Genomic DNA, 17411 nt, shown 5'->3' with positions numbered 1-17411 from the left:
GCTGGCCCCCTTGGGCAAGACCCCCTAGGGGGGTCTTTTTTGTAGCATAGGCCCATGGACTGGAAGCCGGGGCACTACCTCCTCCTGGCCCTGGCCCTGTACGCCCTGGTGGTCACCCTGGGGTTTTCCCAAAGGGGAAGGCAGCTTTCCAGCCTGCGGCAGGAGGTGCGGGTGCTGGGGCAGAAGGCGGCCTGGGCTCCCGAGGGGTACCTCCTTCCCCTGCCCGGGGCTTGTCTGCCCGCCCGTCCGGAAAACCTCCCGGGGGCTCCCCGCCCCTACCGCAAGGGGGTAAGCGCGGGCTTCGTGTTCATCGGAGGGGATGCCTGCGTCCCCGTGGTGCGGGGGATGGGGGTGGTGGCCGCTTTCGGGGGGGAGGTGGTGAAGGTGGAGGCGGGGTACAAGGAACCCTCCCCCGAGGAGTACCAGGGCCTCCTCGAGGCGGTGCGGGAAGGGGCCTCCCCAGAGCAGATGGACCTCCTGCGGGGGCTTGAGGTCTGGATCCGCCACCCCGACGGCCGCACCAGCGTCTACGCCCACCTCGAGGCTCCCTACCGGGGCCTGAAGGTGGGGCAGAGGGTGTTCCGGGGGGACCCCATCGGCCACGTGGGGAACACCGGGCTTATGGGCGGGGCTCCCCGCCTTCTCTTTGAGATCTGGGAAGGGGAGCCCGACCGGGGGAAATACCTCTTCCAGGGCCTAAAGGGGGAGGCGCTTCTTAGAGAGGCCAAGGCCTTCTTCGGCTTAGAATAGCCCCATGCGCGAGGCCTTTGCCCGGGTATGGGAGAACCCTTATGTGCGGGTTCTCGTTTACCTTTTCCTCCTCTTTCTGCTCTCGCGCCTTCTCCTTCGGGCCTGGCCCGCCCTTTCCATCCTGCTCACCGCCTTTGCCATCGCCTACCTCGCCCATCCCGTGGTGCGCCTCTTTGAGGCCAGAAGGCTTCCCCGGCTCCTGGGGGTGGTCTTGGTCTACCTGGGCCTGGGCCTCTTCCTTGGCCTCGCCTCCTTCCTCGCCGCCCAAACCGTGCTGGAGCTCTCTCGCCTAGCCCAGGAGCTTCCCCGGCTCCTGGAGCCCTTCCTTGCCTGGCTCCTGGACCTGCCCAATCGGGAATGGACCGTTCCCGAAACCCTAAGGCCCGTGCTGGCCGAGGCCAGCCGTGGCCTCCAGAGCCTTTTGCAAGGGTTCTTGGAAACCCTGGTTCGCTGGCTCCAGGGGCTTCTCTCCCAAGGGGGTAGCCTCCTGGGCTTCTTCGCCTCATTGCTGGGCGGCATTTTCCAGTTCCTTACCGCCCTTACCCTTTCCGTCTACTTCCTCTACGATCTGCCGCGCCTGGCTCAGGCGGCCCTTTTGGTCTTCCCCGAGCCCTACCAACCCCTGGTGGCCGACCTGGCCCGCAAGCTGGACCGGAGCGTGGGGGGGTATGTGCGGGGGCAGCTTTTGGTGGCCCTGTTGGTGGGCCTCATGGTGGGGGTGGGGCTTTGGCTGGTGGGGGTTCCCTTGGCGGCCAGCCTGGGCTTTCTGGCGGGGGTCTTTAACCTCATCCCCTTCGTGGGGGTGATCGTCTCCGGGGTGCCCGCCCTCCTCCTGGCGGCCACCGGGGGCTGGGCCAAGATGCTCCTGGCCCTTTTGGTCCTCTGGTTGGCCAACCAGCTTGAGGGGAACCTCCTGGGCCCCCTCATCGTGGGCCGGGCCACGCGCCTCCACCCGGTCACGGCCATCGCCGCCATCCTCCTGGGGGCCACCCTCTTCGGCCTGTGGGGGGCTCTCCTGGGGGTGCCCGCCGCCGCCTTCTTGAAGGTCCTGCTGGAGGACTACTACAAGGCAAGCCGCTTCTACCGGGAAGGCTAAGCGGGGTTTCTGCTTCCGCCCCGGCCATGGGCCGGAACATGGGCTTTAGGGCAGGCGCTCTTCTTCGGTGGCCAGCTCCTCGGGCTCCAGCTGCCTGGGCAAAAGCAAGTTCAGCACCACCCCCACCAGGGCCGCCAGGGCCATGCCGCTCACCTTGAGGGGCACGGCGGCCCCCGCCACCTGGACCTTGCCCAGCTCCGCCACCGCGCCGCCCAGGCCCAGGACCAGGATGGCGGACACCACGATGAGGTTGCGGCTGTGGGTAAAGTCAATCTCCGCCTCGGCCAGGGTGCGGATGCCGATGGAGGCGATCATGCCGAAGAGGAGCATGGAGATGCCCCCCAAGACCCCTTGGGGCAGGGTCTGGAGGAGGGCGGCGAGCTTGGGGGAGAAGGAGAGGAGGATGGCGAAGACCGCGGCGATGCGTAGCACCAAGGGGTCGTAGACCTTGGTGACCGCCAGCACCCCGGTGTTCTCCGAGTAGGTGGTGTTGGCGGGCCCCCCCAAAAGCCCCGCCAGGCTGGTGGCCAGACCGTCTCCCAGGAGGGTGCGGTGCAGGCCGGGCCTGGCAAAAAAGTCCTTGCCCACCACCCGGCCGTTGGTCAGGATGTCCCCGATGTGCTCCATCACGGTGACGAAGGCCACCGGGGCGATGAGGAGCACCGCCCCCCATTCCCAGGTGGCCAGGGTGAAGGAGGGAAGGCCGAACCAGGGGGCTTCCTTCAAAGGCGCTAGGTCCACCCGGCCCAAGGCCAGGGCCAGCAGGTAGCCCGCCCCCACCCCCAGGAGCACGGGAACCATCTGGAAAAGCCCTCGGAGGAAAACCGCGCTCACCACGGCGCTCAGGAAGGTGAAGACCGCAAGCAGCCAGTCCTTGCTGGCCATCTGCACCGCCACCGGGGCCAGGGTGAGGCCGATGACCACGATCACCGGCCCCGTGACCACCGGGGGGAAGACCTGGCGCACCCTCTCCGAGCCGATGAGGAGGACCACAAGGGCGAAGAGGGCGTACACCAGCCCTGCTGCCGCGATCCCGCCGCCCACCGCCGCCAGGGAGAAGCCCGCCTCCTTGGCGGCCAGGATGGGGGCGATGAAGGCAAAGCTGGAGCCCAGGAAGACCGGGACCATCCGCCCCGTGACCAGGTGGAAGACCAGGGTGCCAAGCCCGGCGGTGAAGAGGGCCACCGCCGGGTTGAGCCCGGTGAGGAGGGGCACCAGCACCGTAGCCCCGAACATGGCCACCGTGTGCTGAAGGCCCAGGATAAGGTGCCTTGGCTTCATACCAGGTTCATTCTAAAGGCTTTTCCGGGCCCGCAACCCCCCGCGTGGAGGTCCATGGGCTCCCGGTCCCCGATCCGGTTCCTTCCTGTGGCTTCACTTGTGTCCCCCAGCGGCTAGGGCCTCCCGGAACCAGGCGGGCACCTCCTTGCCGAAGCGCCTTTCCGCAAAGGCCCAGGCGAAGGCCCCGTAGTCCCCCTGCCGGATGGCCTCCCGGGCTCCCTCGGTGAGACGGTGGAGGTAGCGTAGGTTGTGCAGGGAAAGGAGGATGCCGCCAAGCATCTCCCCGGCGCGCACCAGATGGGCCAGGTAGGCGCGGCTGTAGGTCTGGCAGGTGTAGCAGTCGCAGCCCTCCTCCAAGGGCCTTGGGTCTTCCAGGAAGCGGGCGTTTTTCAGGTTGATCCGCCCTTCGGGCACCAAGGCGCTTCCAAACCGGCCCGTGCGGGTGGGGTAGACGCTGTCAAAGAGGTCCACCCCCAGGCCCATGGCCGCCACCAGGTCCTCGGGATGCCCTACCCCCATGAGGTACCGGGGCTTGTCCTCGGGGAGGATCTCGGTGGAGAGGGCCACCATGGGGAACATCTCCTCCTTGCTCTCCCCCACGGCCAGGCCCCCTATGGCGTAGCCGGGAAGTCCGAAGCGCAGGGTTTCCCGGGTGGAGAGGGCCCGGAGCCCGGGGTCCGTCCCCCCTTGGGCGATGCCGAAAAGGGCCTGGTCGGGCCGGGTCTTGGCCTCCAGGCTCCGCTCCAGCCAGCGCAGGGTGCGCTCCAAGGAGGCCTTCAGGTATTCCGGGGAGGAGGGGTAGGGGGGGCACTCGTCAAAGGCCATGATGATGTCCGCTCCCAGGGCCTCTTGGACGGCGATGCTCCCCTCCGGGGTAAGCCGGACCAGGCTCCCGTCCAGGTGGCTTTGGAAAAGGACCCCCTCCTCGTCGATGCGCCTGAGGTGCCCGAGGCTCATCACCTGGAAGCCCCCGGAGTCCGTGAGCCAGGGGCCCTTCCAGCCGGCGAAGCCGTGGAGCCCCCCTAAGGCCCGCACCCGCTCGGGCCCGGGCCGCAGGAGAAGGTGGTAGGTGTTGGCCAAGAGCACCTGGCTGCCGATGGCCTTTAGGTCCTTGGGCAAAAGCCCCTTGACCGAGCCCTGGGTGCCCACGGGCATGAAAAGGGGGGTTTCCACGGGACCGTGGGGTGTGCTGAGCAGGCCCACCCGGGCCCGGCCGCTTCGGGCTTGGATGGCGAAGCGAAAGGGATTCATTCCCTTTGGGAAAAGCGTTTCGCCACGTAGTCTTCCAAAAGGGCCAGGAAGTCTTGGGCCAGGTTTTCCCCCTTGAGGATGGTGAGGAGCTTCCCGTCCGCATAGACCGGGGCTTTGGGTTCCTCCCCGGCCCCCGGCAGGGAGATGCCGATGTGGGCATGGCGGCTCTCCCCGGGGCCATTCACCACGCACCCCATCACCGCCACCTTAAGCTCCTCCACCCCGGGGTATTTCCCTCGCCACTCGGGGAGCTTGGCCTTGAGGTGGGCGTTGACGGTCTCCGCCAGCTCCTGGAAGAAGGTGCTGGTGGTGCGGCCACACCCCGGGCAGCTGGTCACCTCGGGGGCAAAGTTCCTTAGGCCTAGGGCCTGGAGGATCTCCTGGGCCACCTCCACCTCCTTGGTGCGGGGTTCATGGGGGGCAGGGGTCAGGGAGATGCGGATGGTGTCCCCGATGCCCTCCAAAAGCAGCGGGGCCAGGGCCGCCGTGCTGGCCACGATCCCCTTCACCCCCATTCCCGCCTCGGTGAGGCCCAGGTGGAGGGGGGCCCGGGTGCGCCGGGCCAGCTCCCGGTAGACCCAGACCAGGTCCGGGGCCTTGGACACCTTGGCGGAGAGGACGATCTTGTCCTCCCCTAGGCCCAGCTCCAAGGCGGCCTCATAGGCGCGCACTGCGCTTTCCACCAGGGCCTCCAAAAGGACCTCGTGGGCGCTTTTGGGCGCAGGCCGCCTGGCGTTTTGGTCCATGAGCTCGGTGAGGAGGGCGGGGTCCAGGCTTCCCCAGTTGGCCCCGATGCGCACCGGCTTGCCCAGGTCCAGGGCGATGGCCACCATCTCCCGGAAGTGTTCGTCCTTGTGGCGCCCCCGGCCCAGGGTGCCGGGGTTGATGCGGAACTTGTCCAGGGCCTCGGCCATCTTGGGGTGCTTCCTAAGGAGGAGGTGGCCGTTGAAGTGGAAGTCCCCCACCAGGGGCACCCCCACCCCCTCCACCAGGAGGCTTTCCTTGATCTTTGGCACGGCCTGGGCCGCCGCCTCGTCGTTCACCGTGAGGCGGACGATCTCGCTCCCCGCCCGGTGGAGGGCCAGGACCTGGGTCACGGTGGCCTCCACGTCCGCGGTGGGGGTGTTGGTCATGGACTGTATGGCGATGGGGTGGGCCCCGCCCACGGGCACCCGGCCCACCCAGACCGTGGGGGTAGGGCGTCTCATCTCCCCTATGGTAGCCGAAGGGGGTGGGGGAAGAAGGTTCCAGGCTTCAGTCCCTTTCGGCTGCCTTCCGCCAACCCTATCCCCATCACTGGGGTGGGGGGATGGAAGGGGAGCAGGGTTGAACGGGCAAACATCCCTTTGACAAAGCCTTAAGGGAGCAGGCTTTTGGCTTGACATGAGAAGGGGTTGTGCGTATGATTAGCTTCGGATGTCAGGCGATGGGATTCCTCCACAAAAAGCGGGGTATCCCCGCCTGACGCCGGACCCAAAGGGGAAACACAGGCAACCCTTTGGAAGCAGAAGAACCTTAGGAGGTGTAAGGCTATGAAGGGAAACAGGCTTAAGGCATTTGGTTTCTCCCTCTTGGGGGCACTGGCGCTCTTCCTCGCCAGCTGCGGGCAGCAGCCGCCGCCGTCCCCGCAGACGGGTAACCTTAGCGTTACCGTTTTGGACGCCTCCAACAACAATCCCATTCCGGGGGCTGTGGTGGGGGTGAGTGGTCCTCAGACCACCTCTGGTCTAACGGACAGCCAAGGCAAAGTGACCTTCTCCAACCTGCCCGTGGGAAGCTATACCGTGGTCGCCAGCAGCAGTGGCTACCAACAGGCTTCCTCCACGGCCAACGTTCAGGCGAACCAGACCGCTCAGGTTACCTTGAGGCTAACTCCCTCCAGTGGTGGTGGTGGCGGTGGCGGCGATTCGGATGGCACCTCCAAGGTAGCCAGGCTGGAGATTGTTTCTGTGGCTGATGCCTCCGGGTCTCTACCATCCCAGCGGGAGCGCAACACCAACAAGGTGGTTAACCTGTACGCAGCCCAGACGGAGGAGGCCATCCGGGTAACCGTCCGCGCTCTGGATGCTCAGGGCAGGCCCGTGCCGGGGGCTTTGGTTGAAGCGGGTGTGGACACGGGGGCTTTGCAAGGGGTGAACATCTTCTCCGGTTGTGGGTTCAGTGCGCAGAGCTCCCGTCCCGTGGGGGTTACCGGGGCTAACGGAGAGGTTTGCTTCACCCTCTTTGCCACCTCGCTTTTCGCCCAGCTCCTTGATCAGCTGGAGGTTCTCTACAACTTCCAGAACCCTGTAAAGTTGGTGGTTTCCTCCAACGGTCAGCTGGACGAGGCCAAGTTCTTCTTCTACAACGTCAGCCACCTCATCTACAGCGGTGAGGGCCAGGACATTCGGCGCAGCAGCGCCCGCGCAGGCTCCAACCTGGGTCAAATCGCGAATAACTACAGCTTCGACCGCCCGCGCCTGAACGACCACATCTTCAATAGCTTGCTGCGTAGGAAGCAGCCCGATTCGGCGCCCTTCACTCCACAGTCGAGGGGTATCGGTTACATGGTCTACACCATTAACGATGCCTCCATGGTGAGCTGGGTGCCCACGAACCTGCAACTGGGAGTGAACAGCTGCGAACAGATTACCAATAACGGTACAACCTGTGTGGATCTGGATGGCTCTGGTGTCACCCTGCGGCCCAAGTCCCCGCAAGAGGGCATTACCCCCGAGGATCTCCCCATCCAAGTGAACGTTACCGCCACCTGGGTGGCTCTCGCCTCCTATGGCGAGGAGGAGTACAGCTTCCCCTTGAAGTCCTACACCTTCACTAAGGTTTGGGGTGGCACGGGTGTCCAGATAACCAAGTCGGGTCCCCGGGTGATCGGCTGGTCTGGGGTTAACCTCAGTCCTACCGACGTTACCTTGCCCAAGTCCGGGGCTTCGGTGCCCGCGGGGGCGGTGTACGAGTACACCATCACCGTCAGGAACACCGGAAACGTTCCTGCGCAGAACGCTGTCATCACCGATAAGCTGCCCGCAGAGCTCGGCTTTGCCGCGGCCAGCGACGGGGCTACCTATGACCCCGTGCTGCACCAGGTTACCTGGCACTGGACCACGACGCCCGCTTTGCAAAGCATCCCGGTGGGCGGCAGCGTAACGGTGAAGGTTAAGCTCTATGCCCGCCACAAGCCGGGGTATGCTTGGAATGACAACAGGGGCGGTAACGATCGTCCAGATGGGCTGTCCGATTCGTACGACCGCAACGACCAAACGGGCGGATTTGGCAACCGGCCTCCCATCTATCCTGCCAACACGCTCTACCCAGATCCTTACCGGATCACCAACATCGTGGAGGTGGTGAGCGAGGCGCCCCAAGGTCCGGGTAACTTTGAGCGCCAGGATACCAGCCTGGACATTTGGGTGGTCCGTCCCTTCCTGAGCCTCAATAAGGTAGCGGTGAGCCCGGTCTATGCCGTGGGTGATACCGCGCGCTTCGTGGTTACGGCCCGCAACGTGGACCGCGCCCTGTCTGATCCGGACTACAACAACTTGAAGGCCCAGTTCCCCGAGGACTACCGGAACGCCCTCACTGCTTATGGGGTTCAGGTGCGCGACCTCTTCGGCCGTTTCCTCGACTTCGTGAACTCCTCGTCCAACTCGGGCCCTGGCCAGCTGGATGCCAACGCCAAGACCCTGACATTTAGGGTTGGGGATATGGCCCTCGGGAGCACTTGGCAGGCCATCTTGGACTTCCGCGTCTCCGGTGGTCTGAACCAGGGGGAGGGTAATCCTGAGTGGCTTACCAACTGTGCCCGCCTCTACGCCCTGAACCTGAACCAGTACCGGTACGGATGGGGCCCTGTGAAGAATGGCCAGCTCGAGCCTGTTGAGGGGCAGGATCCGCGGCCCGAACCCCCTTACCAGAGGGAGAGGGGCAACCCCGACGGCACTGGCAACTACCTCGAGGCCTGCGATCGGGTGCAGGATGCCAACCTGACCATCACCAACATGGGCGAGTTTGCTGGCCCGGAAACTCCGCCTTTGGAGGTTCTTGTCTGGGGTGATGGCGGGGTTTCTCCCTTCTTCCAAGTGGATACCATCGTGCAGCCGGTGCGGGTGGGCGATACCTTCTACTACATCTACCTGCTGACCAACCAGGGTAGCGTCCCCTTGAACGACATCGACTTCCTGGTGTACCGCACCAGCGGGTCCAGCGTGGAGTTGGACGCTCAGGGCGGCTTTGCTGTGTACCGCGGCACGGGAGCGGATTGGTACTCTCAGGATTCCAACTTCGTCTTGACGGCTTCCGCTCCCACCCAGGTCCGGATCCAAAGCACCGTGGCGTTCGCTCCGCTGCAACCTGGCGAAAGCCTGGTCATCGTGGTACGGGCCAAGGCCATCGCCCAGGGCCGGAGCACCTTTGAGGCCTACGCCCAAACCACGAATCCCCTCAACGTGGTAACTCTCTACGTGCAGGACACCACCAACGTGCAGAATCCGCAGTAAGGCGTAGGTGTGGGGTGGCCACCCTGTATGGGGTGGCCACCCCATGCTTTACGACACCGTATACCTCCGTATACTAGGTGCGTGGATTGGATGAATGTGCTGCGGGCAGGTGGTCCTATTCTGTGGGTGTTGGCGGCACTTTCTGTCTATGTGGGCTACCTCGTTCTCTATGCGTCGTTTCTTCTCCGGAAGGAGGGACGGGTGGAGGAGGGGCTTCTGTACCGCCTGGAAGGCCTGGCCCAGCTGGCCCCCTTGGTGGGGCTTTTGGGCACCACCTTGGGCATGATCCAGGCCTTCCTGGCCCTCGCCGGGGAGGCTAACCCAGAGGGCCTAGCCAAGGGCATCGCCGAGGCCCTGGTGAACACGGGCATGGGCCTCCTGGTGGCGGTGGTGGCCTACGGCGGCCGGGTCTTCCTGGGGGGCGGGCGGTGAGGCCCCTGAACCTCATCCCCCTCATTGACCTCTTCCTCCTCCTGGCCCTTTTCGGCCTCATGCTGGCTCGCTTCCCCGAGGCCCTCTCCGGGGGGCGGCCCAGGAGCGGGCCCTGAGGGTGGAGCTTCCCCGGGGGGAGGGGCTTCCCGGGGGCGGGGCGGTGGTGGTGGAGCTGGACCGGCAGGGGCGGCTGGCCCTAAACGGCAAGCCCGTGCGCGACCTCCCCGCCCTGGAGGAGGGCCTGAGGGCACTGGGGCTAGCGGGGCGGCCCGTGCGCCTGGAGGCGGACGCACAGGTGGCCCACGGGCGGGTGGTGGCGGTGATGGAGGCGGTACGCCGTGCAGGGGGCGAGCGGATCCAGGTGGCGGTCCGGCGCTAGGCGGAGGGCTTTTCTCCTCTCCCTTCTCCTCCATCTCTTGGGGGTTCTGGTCCTCCTCCTGCTTCCCCCCATTCCCCAAAGCCCCCCTGCCCTCTACACGGTGGACCTCCTCCCCCCCACGGAGGCGGTGGAGGGCCCTGTGCCCGTGCCCAAGCCCCCCATACCCCCCCCCAAGTCCCCAGCCCTTTCCCCACCCCAAAAGGTGGCCCAGCCCACTTCCCCCACCCGTGGGGCCTCTCCCGCGCCCGTAGCCCAAGGCCTGGGGGAAAGCCCCGGGGCTCGGGGAATGGCTCCCGAAAGGCAATCCGCCCCCCGCGGGGAAACGCCTACCCCTCCTGCCCAAGGGGAGGCTCTGGGTGGGCGTTCCTCCCCGACCTTCCCCCTGGGACCCTCTCGGCAGGGCCTTACTCCCCCTTCGCCACCAGGAACAGGGGGAGTGGGGGAAAGCCCCTTCCCCTCCGCCCTCCAGGGGGAGGAGAGGGTTTCCCAGGAGGCCCTTCTGCCCCTGGGGGAAAGGGCGCAAGGGGTATCGGAGGGGGTTCCTCCTCTCACCGAGCCGCCCCTAGCGAAGGAAGGGTTGGCCCCCAGTGCCCCGGCGGGACAGGGGGCTTCCTCCCCGCCAGGTGGGCCCGTTTTGGCCCCAGTTCCAGCCTCGGTGGGCAGCGGGGCCACCCCCGGAGATGGGGAGGCCCAGGCCCCGGTTCCAGGGGGCCGCCCCGGGGGAGGGGCTCGGGAGGGGGTGGGGCTGGAGGGGCTGGTCCCTAGCCGGGGCGGGGGTACAGGGGGCGAAGGAGGCAGGTGCGCGGTGGTGGTGGAGCTTAGGGGTCTACCCTATGCCCAAGGGCCCTCCCCGGCCATCCTGGACCCTGGGGGGCGGCAGGTTTGGCCCGACCCGGAGCGGGTCCGGGGGTGTCCTCGGAGGTGGTGGACCGGAGCGGCATCGCCCTCTTTTTCCGCCCCGGGGAGTTCCGGGAGGAAGGGTATGCCCGGATCTACCGGGTGAGGGCCCTCCAGACCCGCTCCCGGGGGGAGGGGAACCCCTTCCGGGAACTGGTGGTGGTGGGGGAGGAGGACGCCCGGAGGCTTTGGGAGGCCCCCCCCACCTGCCAGTTGGTTTTCATCCGTTAGGAGGTGCGCGTGGTGGGGAATGGTTTTCTGGCGCTCGGCCTTTTTGCCCTTGTAGCCTCGGTCCTTGCCTGGTCCCCGGCACCCACCCTGCAGGAGGCGGAGGCGGTGGTGGAAGGGGTGTACAGCCGCCTGCCCCGGATACCCGTGGCCTGGGAGGGTGGGCCCACCCTTAGGGTTTTCCGGGGAGAGGGGTGCCCCCTGCCTCCCAGGGGAAGCCGCCCGGTGGCGGTACGGGTGGGGGGGCAGCTGGAGGTGGTGGAGATCCTGGCCGAGAGGGCTAGGAACGAGTTCCGGCGGGTGCGGGCCCAAGATGTGCTCCCCGAGGCCAAGCGTTTTTTGCCGGATGGGCACCTTAGGGTGTACCTGACGGTGGAGGGCCTACCCCGTTTGGAGCTGCGGGAGGCCTACACCTTGGGGGCCCTGGTGGGGGGGGCTCCCCGGCGGGCCTACCGCCTCACCTACCTGGATGATTGGGAACGGAGGGAGGGGGGTTATGCGGGCACCCTGGTCTTTTACCTGGACCTACGGGGGGTGGACCCTAAGGGGGAGCTCACCTTGGTCTTGATGAACGAAAGCGAGGAGGACTGCGTCTATGCCTTCGGGGTACCCTTGGAGGCTTTTCGCTAGCCTGCTCCTCCTTCTGGGCGGCGTGTGGGCTCAGGAGGTTTTTTCCCCTCTTCCGGGAAGCTTCCTCCTGCCTCTGAACCACCCTCCCGGGCCTGAGGGATGCGGGGTGCGCTGGGGACTCGCCCTAGCCAACCACCTTAGCTATGCCTCTGGGCCCTGGGGGGAGTTGGGGTTTGATCTGGAAGAGCTGCGGCTTGAAATGGGGCTTGGCTACCGTCAAGGGCCTTTAGAGGCGAGCGTGGTCTGGTCTTTTTCCCTCTACCATGGAGGGTTTATGGATTACTTTTTGGATCCGCTTCACACAGTCTTGGGGCTTCCCAAAAACGAGGTCCAAGGACAGGTTCTCCTCTTTGCCCGAAGAGGAGAGGAGGAACGTCGCTGGGAGGGGGCTACCTGGGGTTTTCGGGACCCTTACCTGCGCCTGGACCTCTATTTGCAGCAGGGGCGGCTTTTCGGTGCGCTCGCCTTACCCGTGGGTGCCTCCCAGCGCTTTCTGGGCTCCGGGGGTTTTCGCGCCCTTTTAGGGGCGGGCTGGCGCTGGGCGGGGGGAGATGCTGGGGGGGTGGTCTGGCCCCTAGGGGAGCAGCCTGGCCTGGCGCCCTTCCCCTATGGCCCAGCGGCTTCGGCCCTCTTACGGCTGGAGGAGGTTTGGGTGCCGGGGCTGGGCCTAGAGGTCCAGGGTTTTTGGGGTCCCGTGCGGGAGGCAGGGCCCTTTACCCAAGGTTTTGCCCTTCGCTTCCGGTACGGGGGGTGGGCCTTCGCTGAGGACTTAACCCGTGGGCTACCGGATGTGGTCTTTTCCTGGGGGACGGTGAGCCCCTGTGGCTTTTAGCGCACTTGGCAAAAAGCCTGCGCCCTTCCAAGGGTGCAGGCTATGCCTCCCGCCCCAGTCACCTGAGCGAAGGGGTCCTTGAGCCTTTCCGGCCTTAGGGGTCGCGCCCCGCGGGGAGATGGTCAACGCGGCCCTGGATGGCCTGGTAGAGCTCGCGCCTTGCGAGTAGGAAAAAGGGGTGGACCCCGCCTCCCCACGCTGGAGGGATAGGTTCTTGAATAGCCTGGAGGCTTGCCCGCGCGGGCAGGCTGGAAGGCTTTTAGGACAGCGTAAATCAGAGAAAAGCCCTTCCTTTTAGGTCCACTTCCGCCTAAAAACGGGCCGCCAGGCCAAAGGCCAGGGTGGAGCGCTGGCCCGCTTGTCCGTCAAAGAGGTAGCGCTGGTGCCCTTCCAGGAAGAGGCTCAGCTGGGGAACCAGCCGCACCCCGGCTCCCAAGAGGAGCTGGCCGTAGGGGGTTCCCTCCAGGTAGAACCCGCCCCCGACCCCAAAGTAGCCGTCCAGGTCCCCGTGGGAGGTGCGGAAGGTGAGGTCCAGGCTGGCGAGGCCCTGGCTGGGCTCGGCAAAGGGGGCCTCGTAGGCCAGGCGGAGGCCCAAGGGGCCCAGGAGGGCATCGTGGCCCAGGAGGAGCCGGCCGTACCAGTCCCCGGTGACATCCCCGCGGTAAGCGGCGAAGCCCAGATAAAGGGGCAGGCGGACAGGGGTGAGGGTGCGCTTCAGGGAAGCCACCTCTTCCTCCAGGGCCTTAAGCCGATCCTCGGCCTGGGCTTGGCGGCCTTCCAGGGCCTTTAGGCGCTCTTCCAGGTTCTGCAGGCGGCCCTGTTGCCCCAAAAGCCCTTCCTCCAGGGACTTAAGGCGCCCTTCCAGGTTTTGCAGGCGGGTCTGGGCCTCCTCCGCCAGCTTTCGGGCCTCAGGAAGGTCCTTTAGGCCCTCTTCCAGCCTCTTCAAGGCCTTCTCCTGGGCGGCGCGGGCTTCCTCCAAGGCGGCCACGCGGTCCTCCAAGGCCTTTTGGGCTGCTTTCAGGGCCTCCTGCTCCCGCCTGAGGGCCTCGAGGTCTTTGGGCGTGGCCTGGGGACGGTTCTCCAGGGCCTTGAGCCTTTCCTCCAGATCCTTGAGGCCTTCCTGGGCCTTCCTCAGTTCCTCCTCCAGGGCCCGGGCTTCCAGAGCCCCCTTGGCCGCCTCGAGGCCCCTCTGCGCCTCCTCCAAGGCCTTTAGGCGCTCCTCCACCCGCTTCAAGGCCTCTTCCAGGGGGCGGGTGTCTGCCTGGGGTTGGCCCTCGAGGGCCTTCAGGCGTTCCTTTAGGGCCTCAGCCTCCTCCCTGAGGGCAGCCGTTTGCTGGCCTTGGTTGGCGAGCGCTTCCTGAAGGCGCTTCACCGCGGAGAGGAGCTTATCCACCTCCTCCGGGGAAAGCCGGTCCAAGCCATAGGCGGCCAGGAGGCGGTAGAGGGCCAAGGCGGCTTCCTGCCGGGTCAGGGGTTCCCGCCAGCGGAAGGTGCTGTCGGGGTAGCCGATAAAGACACCTTTAGCCACCAGAAGTTCCACCGCCTCCTGGGCCCAAGGGGATGCGGGGGGGTCCAGAGGTTCCTGGCCGAGGGCCAATCCCGCGAAGACCAATAGGCCGAGCAGAGGTTTGCGCATCATACCAAGAGTATAACCTGAGTTGGGGATCAACTTATTCCAGCTCCATCCCCATGATGTGGTACCCCGCGTCCACGTAGACCACCTCTCCCGTGATGCCGCTTGAGAGGGGGGAGAGGAGGAAGAGGCCCAGGTTGCCCACCTCCTCCTGGGTGATGTTCCGCCCGAGGGGGGCCACCTGGGCCACCCGGTCGTACATCTTGGTGAAGCCGGGGATGCTCCTGGCGGCCACGGTGCGCACGGGCCCCGCGGAGATGGCGTTCACCCGCACCCCCTTGGGGCCAAGCTCATAGGCCAGGTAGCGGACGCTTGCTTCCAGGGCCGCCTTGGCGATGGCCATCACGTTGTACCTGGGCACCACCTTCTCGCTGGCGTAGTAGGTGAGGGTCACAATGCTTCCACCCTCCCGGAGGAGGGGTTCCGCCCGCTGGGCGGCGGCCACCAGGGAGTAGGCGGAGACCTCGAGGGCAAGAAGCCAGTCCCCCCGCTTCGTGTCCAGGTAGCGCCCCTCCATGGCCTCCCTTGGGGCGAAGGCGATGGCGTGGACCAGGTAGTCCAGCTCCCCCCAGGCCTCCTTCACCCCGGCGAAAAGCCGGTCCAGCTCCTCGTCCTTCGTGACGTCCGCCTGGAAGGTGAGGGCCCCTAGGGGGGCGGCCAGCCGCTCCACGTCTTCCTTGAGCCTTTCCCCCTGGTAGCTGAAGGCCAGGCTGGCCCCCGCCCCGTGGAGCTTTTCCGCGATGGCGTAGCCCAGGCTCCGCTGGTTGGTAACCCCCATGACGAGGGCTTTTTTGCCGGAAAGGTCCAGGGTGAGCATGGGGGGATTATACCCGGTGGGCTCAGTACACGTCAAAACGTGGGACCACCCCTTTAGGATGGACCTGCGCCCACGTGGATGGGCAGGTACCCATAGGAGGTGGTCCCCATGGAACAGCTTACCCCACTCATCAACGCCTTGAAGCGATACTGGAAGGCCGACCTCAGGCGCCTCACCTTCCTGGCCGCCCTGGTGATGGCTCTGGTCACCGCCCGCACCACAAGCGGCCCCAGACTCGCTCTTTCCCTCGGCTCCATAGCCAGCCCTGACCCCCGCTCCGCCTACCGAAGGTTCCAGCGGTTCTTGGCCTGGCCGGGGCTGGACGGGGAGGGCTATGCCCGCTTCATCTTCGCCCTCCTCCGACCCCAAGGGCTCCTCCTGGTCATGGACCGGACCGAGTGGGAGCTGGGGAAGAGCAAGGTCAACCTCCTGATGCTGGCCTTCCTGTGCCAAGGCCTGGCCGTCCCCCTGTTCTGGAGCTTCCTTCCCCACGACGGCAACTCCTCCACCCCCGAACGCATCGCCCTGATGGAGAGGGCCTTGGCTTTCCTGAGGGCCCACTTCCCCCACCTCCGGGTGGAGGGGTTCCTGGCGGATCGGGAGTTCATAGGGGAGGCGTGGTTCCGGTACCTGGAGGAGAAGGGCATCCCCCGGTGCATCCGAATCAAGGCCAACACCCGGATGTGGCGGTTGGGCTCGGGCCCTCGGGCCTGGGAGCTCTTTGCCTCCCTGAAGGTGGGAGAGAGCCGGGTGCCCAGGCGGCGGTACTGGGTCTACGGGCGGCGCATGTGGGTGGTGGGGTTGCGCCTTGGGGTCCGGGAGTGGCTGATTGTGGCTACGGACCTGGACCCTCACCGGGTGCTGGAGGTGTACGGGCTCAGGTGGGGGATAGAGCGGCTCTTTGGGGCCCTGAAGGGGCGGGGATTTGACCTGGAGGCCACGCACGTGACGCGGGGGGAGAGGCTTTCGCGGCTTTTGGTCCCCTTGAGCCTGGCCTTCGTGTGGGCGTTTCGGACGGGGCTTGTGCTGCACCGGGTGCGTCCGGTGAGGCCCAAGAAGCACGGGAGGCTGGGACAGAGCCTCTTCCGGGCGGGGCTGGACCTGCTCACCCTTTGGGCGCTTGCCCTCTGGGGTGCAGGGGGAGGAAGGCGCGGAAGTCCCTTGGGGTTATGCCCTATGGAGGTCTTGACGTGTACATAGCCCGGTGGGTATAATGGGGTATGGTCCAGTTGGAAGCCTATGGGTCCTGGGAGGAGGCCCTGGCCCGCCTGGGGGAAAGCCGTAAGGCCCTCTTGGCCCTACTCCAGGGGGCGGACCCCACCTGGCTCACCACCCCCTTGCGGGAAGGGGCCTGGACCCCCCTGATGGTGGCCGAGCACATCGCCCTGGTGGAGGCCTCCACCGCCCGGGTGTTGAGGCGGCTCCGCCGCATGAGGGCGGGGGAGGCCCTGCCCCCGGTGCAGGCGGTGCCCGGGGAGTACAAGGACGGGAAGCCCCAGGCCCCCGAGGGGGTGCGCCCCCAGGGGGGGATGGGCCTGGAGGAGGTGCTGGCCCTCCTGGCCCGGGCGCGGGCCGCCCTCCTGGAGGAGGCGGCCCAGGCCGACCCCCACCACCCCGCCACCTTTCCCCACCCCTTTTTCGGCGAGCTCAACGCCCTGGGCTGGGTGAGGGCCGCGGCCTATCACGAGGCCCACCACCTTAAGGCCCTTCAGGAGGCCTTCTCCCGGTAGCGGGCGTACCAGGCGTTGAGGGTGGCGGGGGATACCCCCCGGATCACCTCAGTCTTGCCGTCCCACTCCAGGACCACGCCGGCGGTGGGGCTTCCCACCAGCTCGGCGATCCTCGCGGCCGCCTCCGGGTTCTGACGGGCGTTCACGAACTCAAAGGGCACTCCCTTTTGCGCCAGGAACATCTTCACGATCTCGCAAGGGCCACAGCCGGGGATGCCGTAAAGCCGCACCATACCCCTCCATGGTACCAGAAGGGCCCGCGTGGTACCCTGGGGATATGAGGCCAGTGCTGGAAAAAGCCCACTATGTGTTACAGGTGGGCTCTAAGGGAAGGGTGGTCCTGCCCGCGGAGGTGAGGGCGGCCCTGGGCCTCCAAGAGGGGGACCGCCTGGTGGTTCGCCTGCGGGAGGATGGGGTTCTGGAGCTCCTGAGTTTTCGCGAGGTGGCCCGGAGGGTCCGGGGCCTTTACAAGGACCTGGTTCCCCCGGGGGTAAGCTTGGTGGAGGAACTCATCCAGGAAAGGCGGGAGGAGGCCAGGAAGGAGGGGCAATGAAGGCGGTCCTGGATGCCTCGGCGCTTCTGGCCCTCCTTCTGGATGAGCCGGGTGCGGCCCGGGTAGAGGCGGTCCTGGCGGAAGGGGCGGCCATCAGCGCGGTAAACCTGGCGGAGGTGTTCTCCAAGCAGGCGGAGCGGGGCTATGCGCCCGAGGCGGTGCGGGAGGAGCTGGTGCGGGAGGGGCTCTTGGACCGGGTCCTCCAGGTCTTCCCCTTCACCGAGGAGGACGCCGTGGAAGCCGCCCGCCTCCGCCCCCTCACCCGCCCCTTGGGCCTTTCCCTGGGGGACCGGGCCTGCCTGGCCCTGGCCAGGCGCCTGAACCTGCCCGCCCTCACCGCCGACGCCACCTGGGAGGGGCTTGCCGTGGGGGTTAGGGTGGAGGTGGTGCGCTAGCCCCTCTACAATGG

The 17411-nt window shown here is 66.5% G+C and carries 18 protein-coding genes; 12 read left to right on the top strand and 6 right to left on the bottom strand.

From position 1 onward, the window contains the following. Positions 1-54: 54 nt before the first annotated feature. Together BS74_RS10815 and BS74_RS10810 are read left to right on the top strand one after the other, a co-directional pair. Complete coding sequence (locus BS74_RS10815) at positions 55-750, top strand: M23 family metallopeptidase (RefSeq protein WP_038058625.1); 696 nt, start codon at positions 55-57, stop codon at positions 748-750. 4 nt (positions 751-754) lie between these two features. Further along, positions 755-1846 carry an AI-2E family transporter gene (locus BS74_RS10810; RefSeq protein ID WP_038058622.1) on the top strand — a complete coding sequence of 364 codons (1092 nt, stop codon included), beginning with the start codon at positions 755-757 and terminating at the stop codon, positions 1844-1846. 45 nt (positions 1847-1891) lie between these two features. Here the strand turns inward: BS74_RS10810 and BS74_RS10805 are convergent, their stop codons facing one another. The 3 genes from BS74_RS10805 to ispG form a co-directional block, all read right to left on the bottom strand. Next, positions 1892-3127 carry a uracil-xanthine permease family protein gene (locus tag BS74_RS10805; RefSeq protein WP_038058621.1) on the bottom strand — a complete coding sequence of 412 codons (1236 nt, stop codon included), beginning with the start codon at positions 3125-3127 and terminating at the stop codon, positions 1892-1894. Between the two features lie 93 nt (positions 3128-3220). Then, positions 3221-4378, bottom strand: a complete 1158-nt coding sequence (tgt, locus tag BS74_RS10800; RefSeq protein WP_038058620.1) for a tRNA guanosine(34) transglycosylase Tgt — start codon at positions 4376-4378, stop codon at positions 3221-3223. Beyond that, complete coding sequence (gene ispG, locus BS74_RS10795; RefSeq protein ID WP_038058619.1) at positions 4375-5586, bottom strand: flavodoxin-dependent (E)-4-hydroxy-3-methylbut-2-enyl-diphosphate synthase; 1212 nt, start codon at positions 5584-5586, stop codon at positions 4375-4377. Before ispG ends, tgt begins: the two co-directional genes overlap by 4 nt. A 324-nt stretch (positions 5587-5910) precedes the next feature. Between ispG and BS74_RS10790 the strand changes: the two genes are divergently transcribed. The 6 genes from BS74_RS10790 (at position 5911) to BS74_RS12735 (ending at position 12269) form a co-directional block, all read left to right on the top strand. Further along, the gene (locus tag BS74_RS10790) at positions 5911-8871 is read left to right on the top strand and encodes a carboxypeptidase regulatory-like domain-containing protein (RefSeq protein WP_038058618.1); all 2961 of its coding nucleotides are present in this window, start codon (positions 5911-5913) and stop codon (positions 8869-8871) included. Positions 8872-8961: 90 nt separating this feature from the next. Then, positions 8962-9303 (top strand): MotA/TolQ/ExbB proton channel family protein, encoded by a 342-nt coding sequence (locus tag BS74_RS10785; protein ID WP_038058617.1) that lies wholly within the window; start codon positions 8962-8964, stop codon positions 9301-9303. Between the two features lie 118 nt (positions 9304-9421). Beyond that, the gene (locus BS74_RS10780; RefSeq protein WP_245606123.1) at positions 9422-9682 is read left to right on the top strand and encodes an ExbD/TolR family protein; all 261 of its coding nucleotides are present in this window, start codon (positions 9422-9424) and stop codon (positions 9680-9682) included. 924 nt (positions 9683-10606) lie between these two features. After that, a complete protein-coding gene (locus BS74_RS10775) occupies positions 10607-10810 on the top strand; it encodes a hypothetical protein (RefSeq protein WP_185747730.1) in 204 nt (67 codons plus the stop codon). A 3-nt stretch (positions 10811-10813) separates the two neighbouring features. After that, a complete protein-coding gene (locus tag BS74_RS10770; RefSeq protein ID WP_245606149.1) occupies positions 10814-11437 on the top strand; it encodes a hypothetical protein in 624 nt (207 codons plus the stop codon). Between the two features lie 274 nt (positions 11438-11711). After that, on the top strand, positions 11712-12269 hold the full coding sequence (locus BS74_RS12735; protein ID WP_245606122.1) for a hypothetical protein: 558 nt from the start codon (positions 11712-11714) through the stop codon (positions 12267-12269). 310 nt (positions 12270-12579) lie between these two features. On the opposite strand, the gene BS74_RS10760 is transcribed toward BS74_RS12735, so the two are convergent. Together BS74_RS10760 and BS74_RS10755 are read right to left on the bottom strand one after the other, a co-directional pair. Beyond that, the gene (locus BS74_RS10760) at positions 12580-13908 is read right to left on the bottom strand and encodes an S-layer homology domain-containing protein (RefSeq protein WP_245606121.1); all 1329 of its coding nucleotides are present in this window, start codon (positions 13906-13908) and stop codon (positions 12580-12582) included. A 31-nt stretch (positions 13909-13939) separates the two neighbouring features. Then, complete coding sequence (locus BS74_RS10755; protein WP_038058609.1) at positions 13940-14719, bottom strand: enoyl-ACP reductase FabI; 780 nt, start codon at positions 14717-14719, stop codon at positions 13940-13942. Positions 14720-14827: 108 nt separating this feature from the next. On the opposite strand from BS74_RS10755, the gene BS74_RS10750 reads away from it, so the two are divergent. Together BS74_RS10750 and BS74_RS10745 are read left to right on the top strand one after the other, a co-directional pair. Continuing rightward, positions 14828-15919 (top strand): IS4 family transposase, encoded by a 1092-nt coding sequence (locus BS74_RS10750; protein ID WP_038058608.1) that lies wholly within the window; start codon positions 14828-14830, stop codon positions 15917-15919. Between the two features lie 20 nt (positions 15920-15939). Further along, complete coding sequence (locus BS74_RS10745; protein WP_008632585.1) at positions 15940-16449, top strand: DinB family protein; 510 nt, start codon at positions 15940-15942, stop codon at positions 16447-16449. On the opposite strand, the gene BS74_RS10740 is transcribed toward BS74_RS10745, so the two are convergent. Then, positions 16428-16682: a glutaredoxin family protein gene (locus tag BS74_RS10740; RefSeq protein ID WP_038058607.1), complete on the bottom strand. Its 255-nt coding sequence runs from the start codon at positions 16680-16682 to the stop codon at positions 16428-16430. The two genes, BS74_RS10745 and BS74_RS10740, sit on opposite strands and share 22 nt — an antisense overlap. A 44-nt stretch (positions 16683-16726) precedes the next feature. On the opposite strand from BS74_RS10740, the gene BS74_RS10735 reads away from it, so the two are divergent. Further along, a complete protein-coding gene (locus BS74_RS10735; protein ID WP_038058606.1) occupies positions 16727-17002 on the top strand; it encodes an AbrB/MazE/SpoVT family DNA-binding domain-containing protein in 276 nt (91 codons plus the stop codon). After that, positions 16999-17397, top strand: coding sequence for a type II toxin-antitoxin system VapC family toxin (locus tag BS74_RS10730; protein ID WP_038058605.1), 399 nt, complete (start codon positions 16999-17001; stop codon positions 17395-17397). Before BS74_RS10735 ends, BS74_RS10730 begins: the two co-directional genes overlap by 4 nt. Positions 17398-17411: the final 14 nt, after the last annotated feature.

It is taken from the genome of Thermus amyloliquefaciens (assembly GCF_000744885.1).
GTDB lineage: Bacteria > Deinococcota > Deinococci > Deinococcales > Thermaceae > Thermus > Thermus amyloliquefaciens.
The sequence above is the reverse complement of the archived record's forward strand: the minus strand, read 5'-3'. Positions and strand labels throughout refer to the sequence as shown.

Bases quoted from the DNA above. Each gene is read 5' to 3' on its own strand.
- BS74_RS10810 (WP_038058622.1), top strand. From the start codon at position 755: ATGCGCGAGGCCTTTGCCCGGGTATGGGAGAACCCTTATGTGCGGGTT.
- BS74_RS10790 (WP_038058618.1), top strand. From the start codon at position 5,911: ATGAAGGGAAACAGGCTTAAGGCATTTGGTTTCTCCCTCTTGGGGGCA.
- BS74_RS12735 (WP_245606122.1), top strand. From the start codon at position 11,712: ATGGATTACTTTTTGGATCCGCTTCACACAGTCTTGGGGCTTCCCAAA.
- BS74_RS10740 (WP_038058607.1), bottom strand. From the start codon at position 16,682: ATGGTGCGGCTTTACGGCATCCCCGGCTGTGGCCCTTGCGAGATCGTG.
- BS74_RS10760 (WP_245606121.1), bottom strand. From the start codon at position 13,908: ATGATGCGCAAACCTCTGCTCGGCCTATTGGTCTTCGCGGGATTGGCC.
- BS74_RS10805 (WP_038058621.1), bottom strand. From the start codon at position 3,127: ATGAAGCCAAGGCACCTTATCCTGGGCCTTCAGCACACGGTGGCCATG.
- tgt (WP_038058620.1), bottom strand. From the start codon at position 4,378: ATGAATCCCTTTCGCTTCGCCATCCAAGCCCGAAGCGGCCGGGCCCGG.
- BS74_RS10750 (WP_038058608.1), top strand. From the start codon at position 14,828: ATGGAACAGCTTACCCCACTCATCAACGCCTTGAAGCGATACTGGAAG.
- BS74_RS10785 (WP_038058617.1), top strand. From the start codon at position 8,962: ATGAATGTGCTGCGGGCAGGTGGTCCTATTCTGTGGGTGTTGGCGGCA.
- BS74_RS10745 (WP_008632585.1), top strand. From the start codon at position 15,940: ATGGTCCAGTTGGAAGCCTATGGGTCCTGGGAGGAGGCCCTGGCCCGC.
- BS74_RS10735 (WP_038058606.1), top strand. From the start codon at position 16,727: ATGAGGCCAGTGCTGGAAAAAGCCCACTATGTGTTACAGGTGGGCTCT.
- BS74_RS10730 (WP_038058605.1), top strand. From the start codon at position 16,999: ATGAAGGCGGTCCTGGATGCCTCGGCGCTTCTGGCCCTCCTTCTGGAT.
- BS74_RS10755 (WP_038058609.1), bottom strand. From the start codon at position 14,719: ATGCTCACCCTGGACCTTTCCGGCAAAAAAGCCCTCGTCATGGGGGTT.
- BS74_RS10815 (WP_038058625.1), top strand. From the start codon at position 55: ATGGACTGGAAGCCGGGGCACTACCTCCTCCTGGCCCTGGCCCTGTAC.
- ispG (WP_038058619.1), bottom strand. From the start codon at position 5,586: ATGAGACGCCCTACCCCCACGGTCTGGGTGGGCCGGGTGCCCGTGGGC.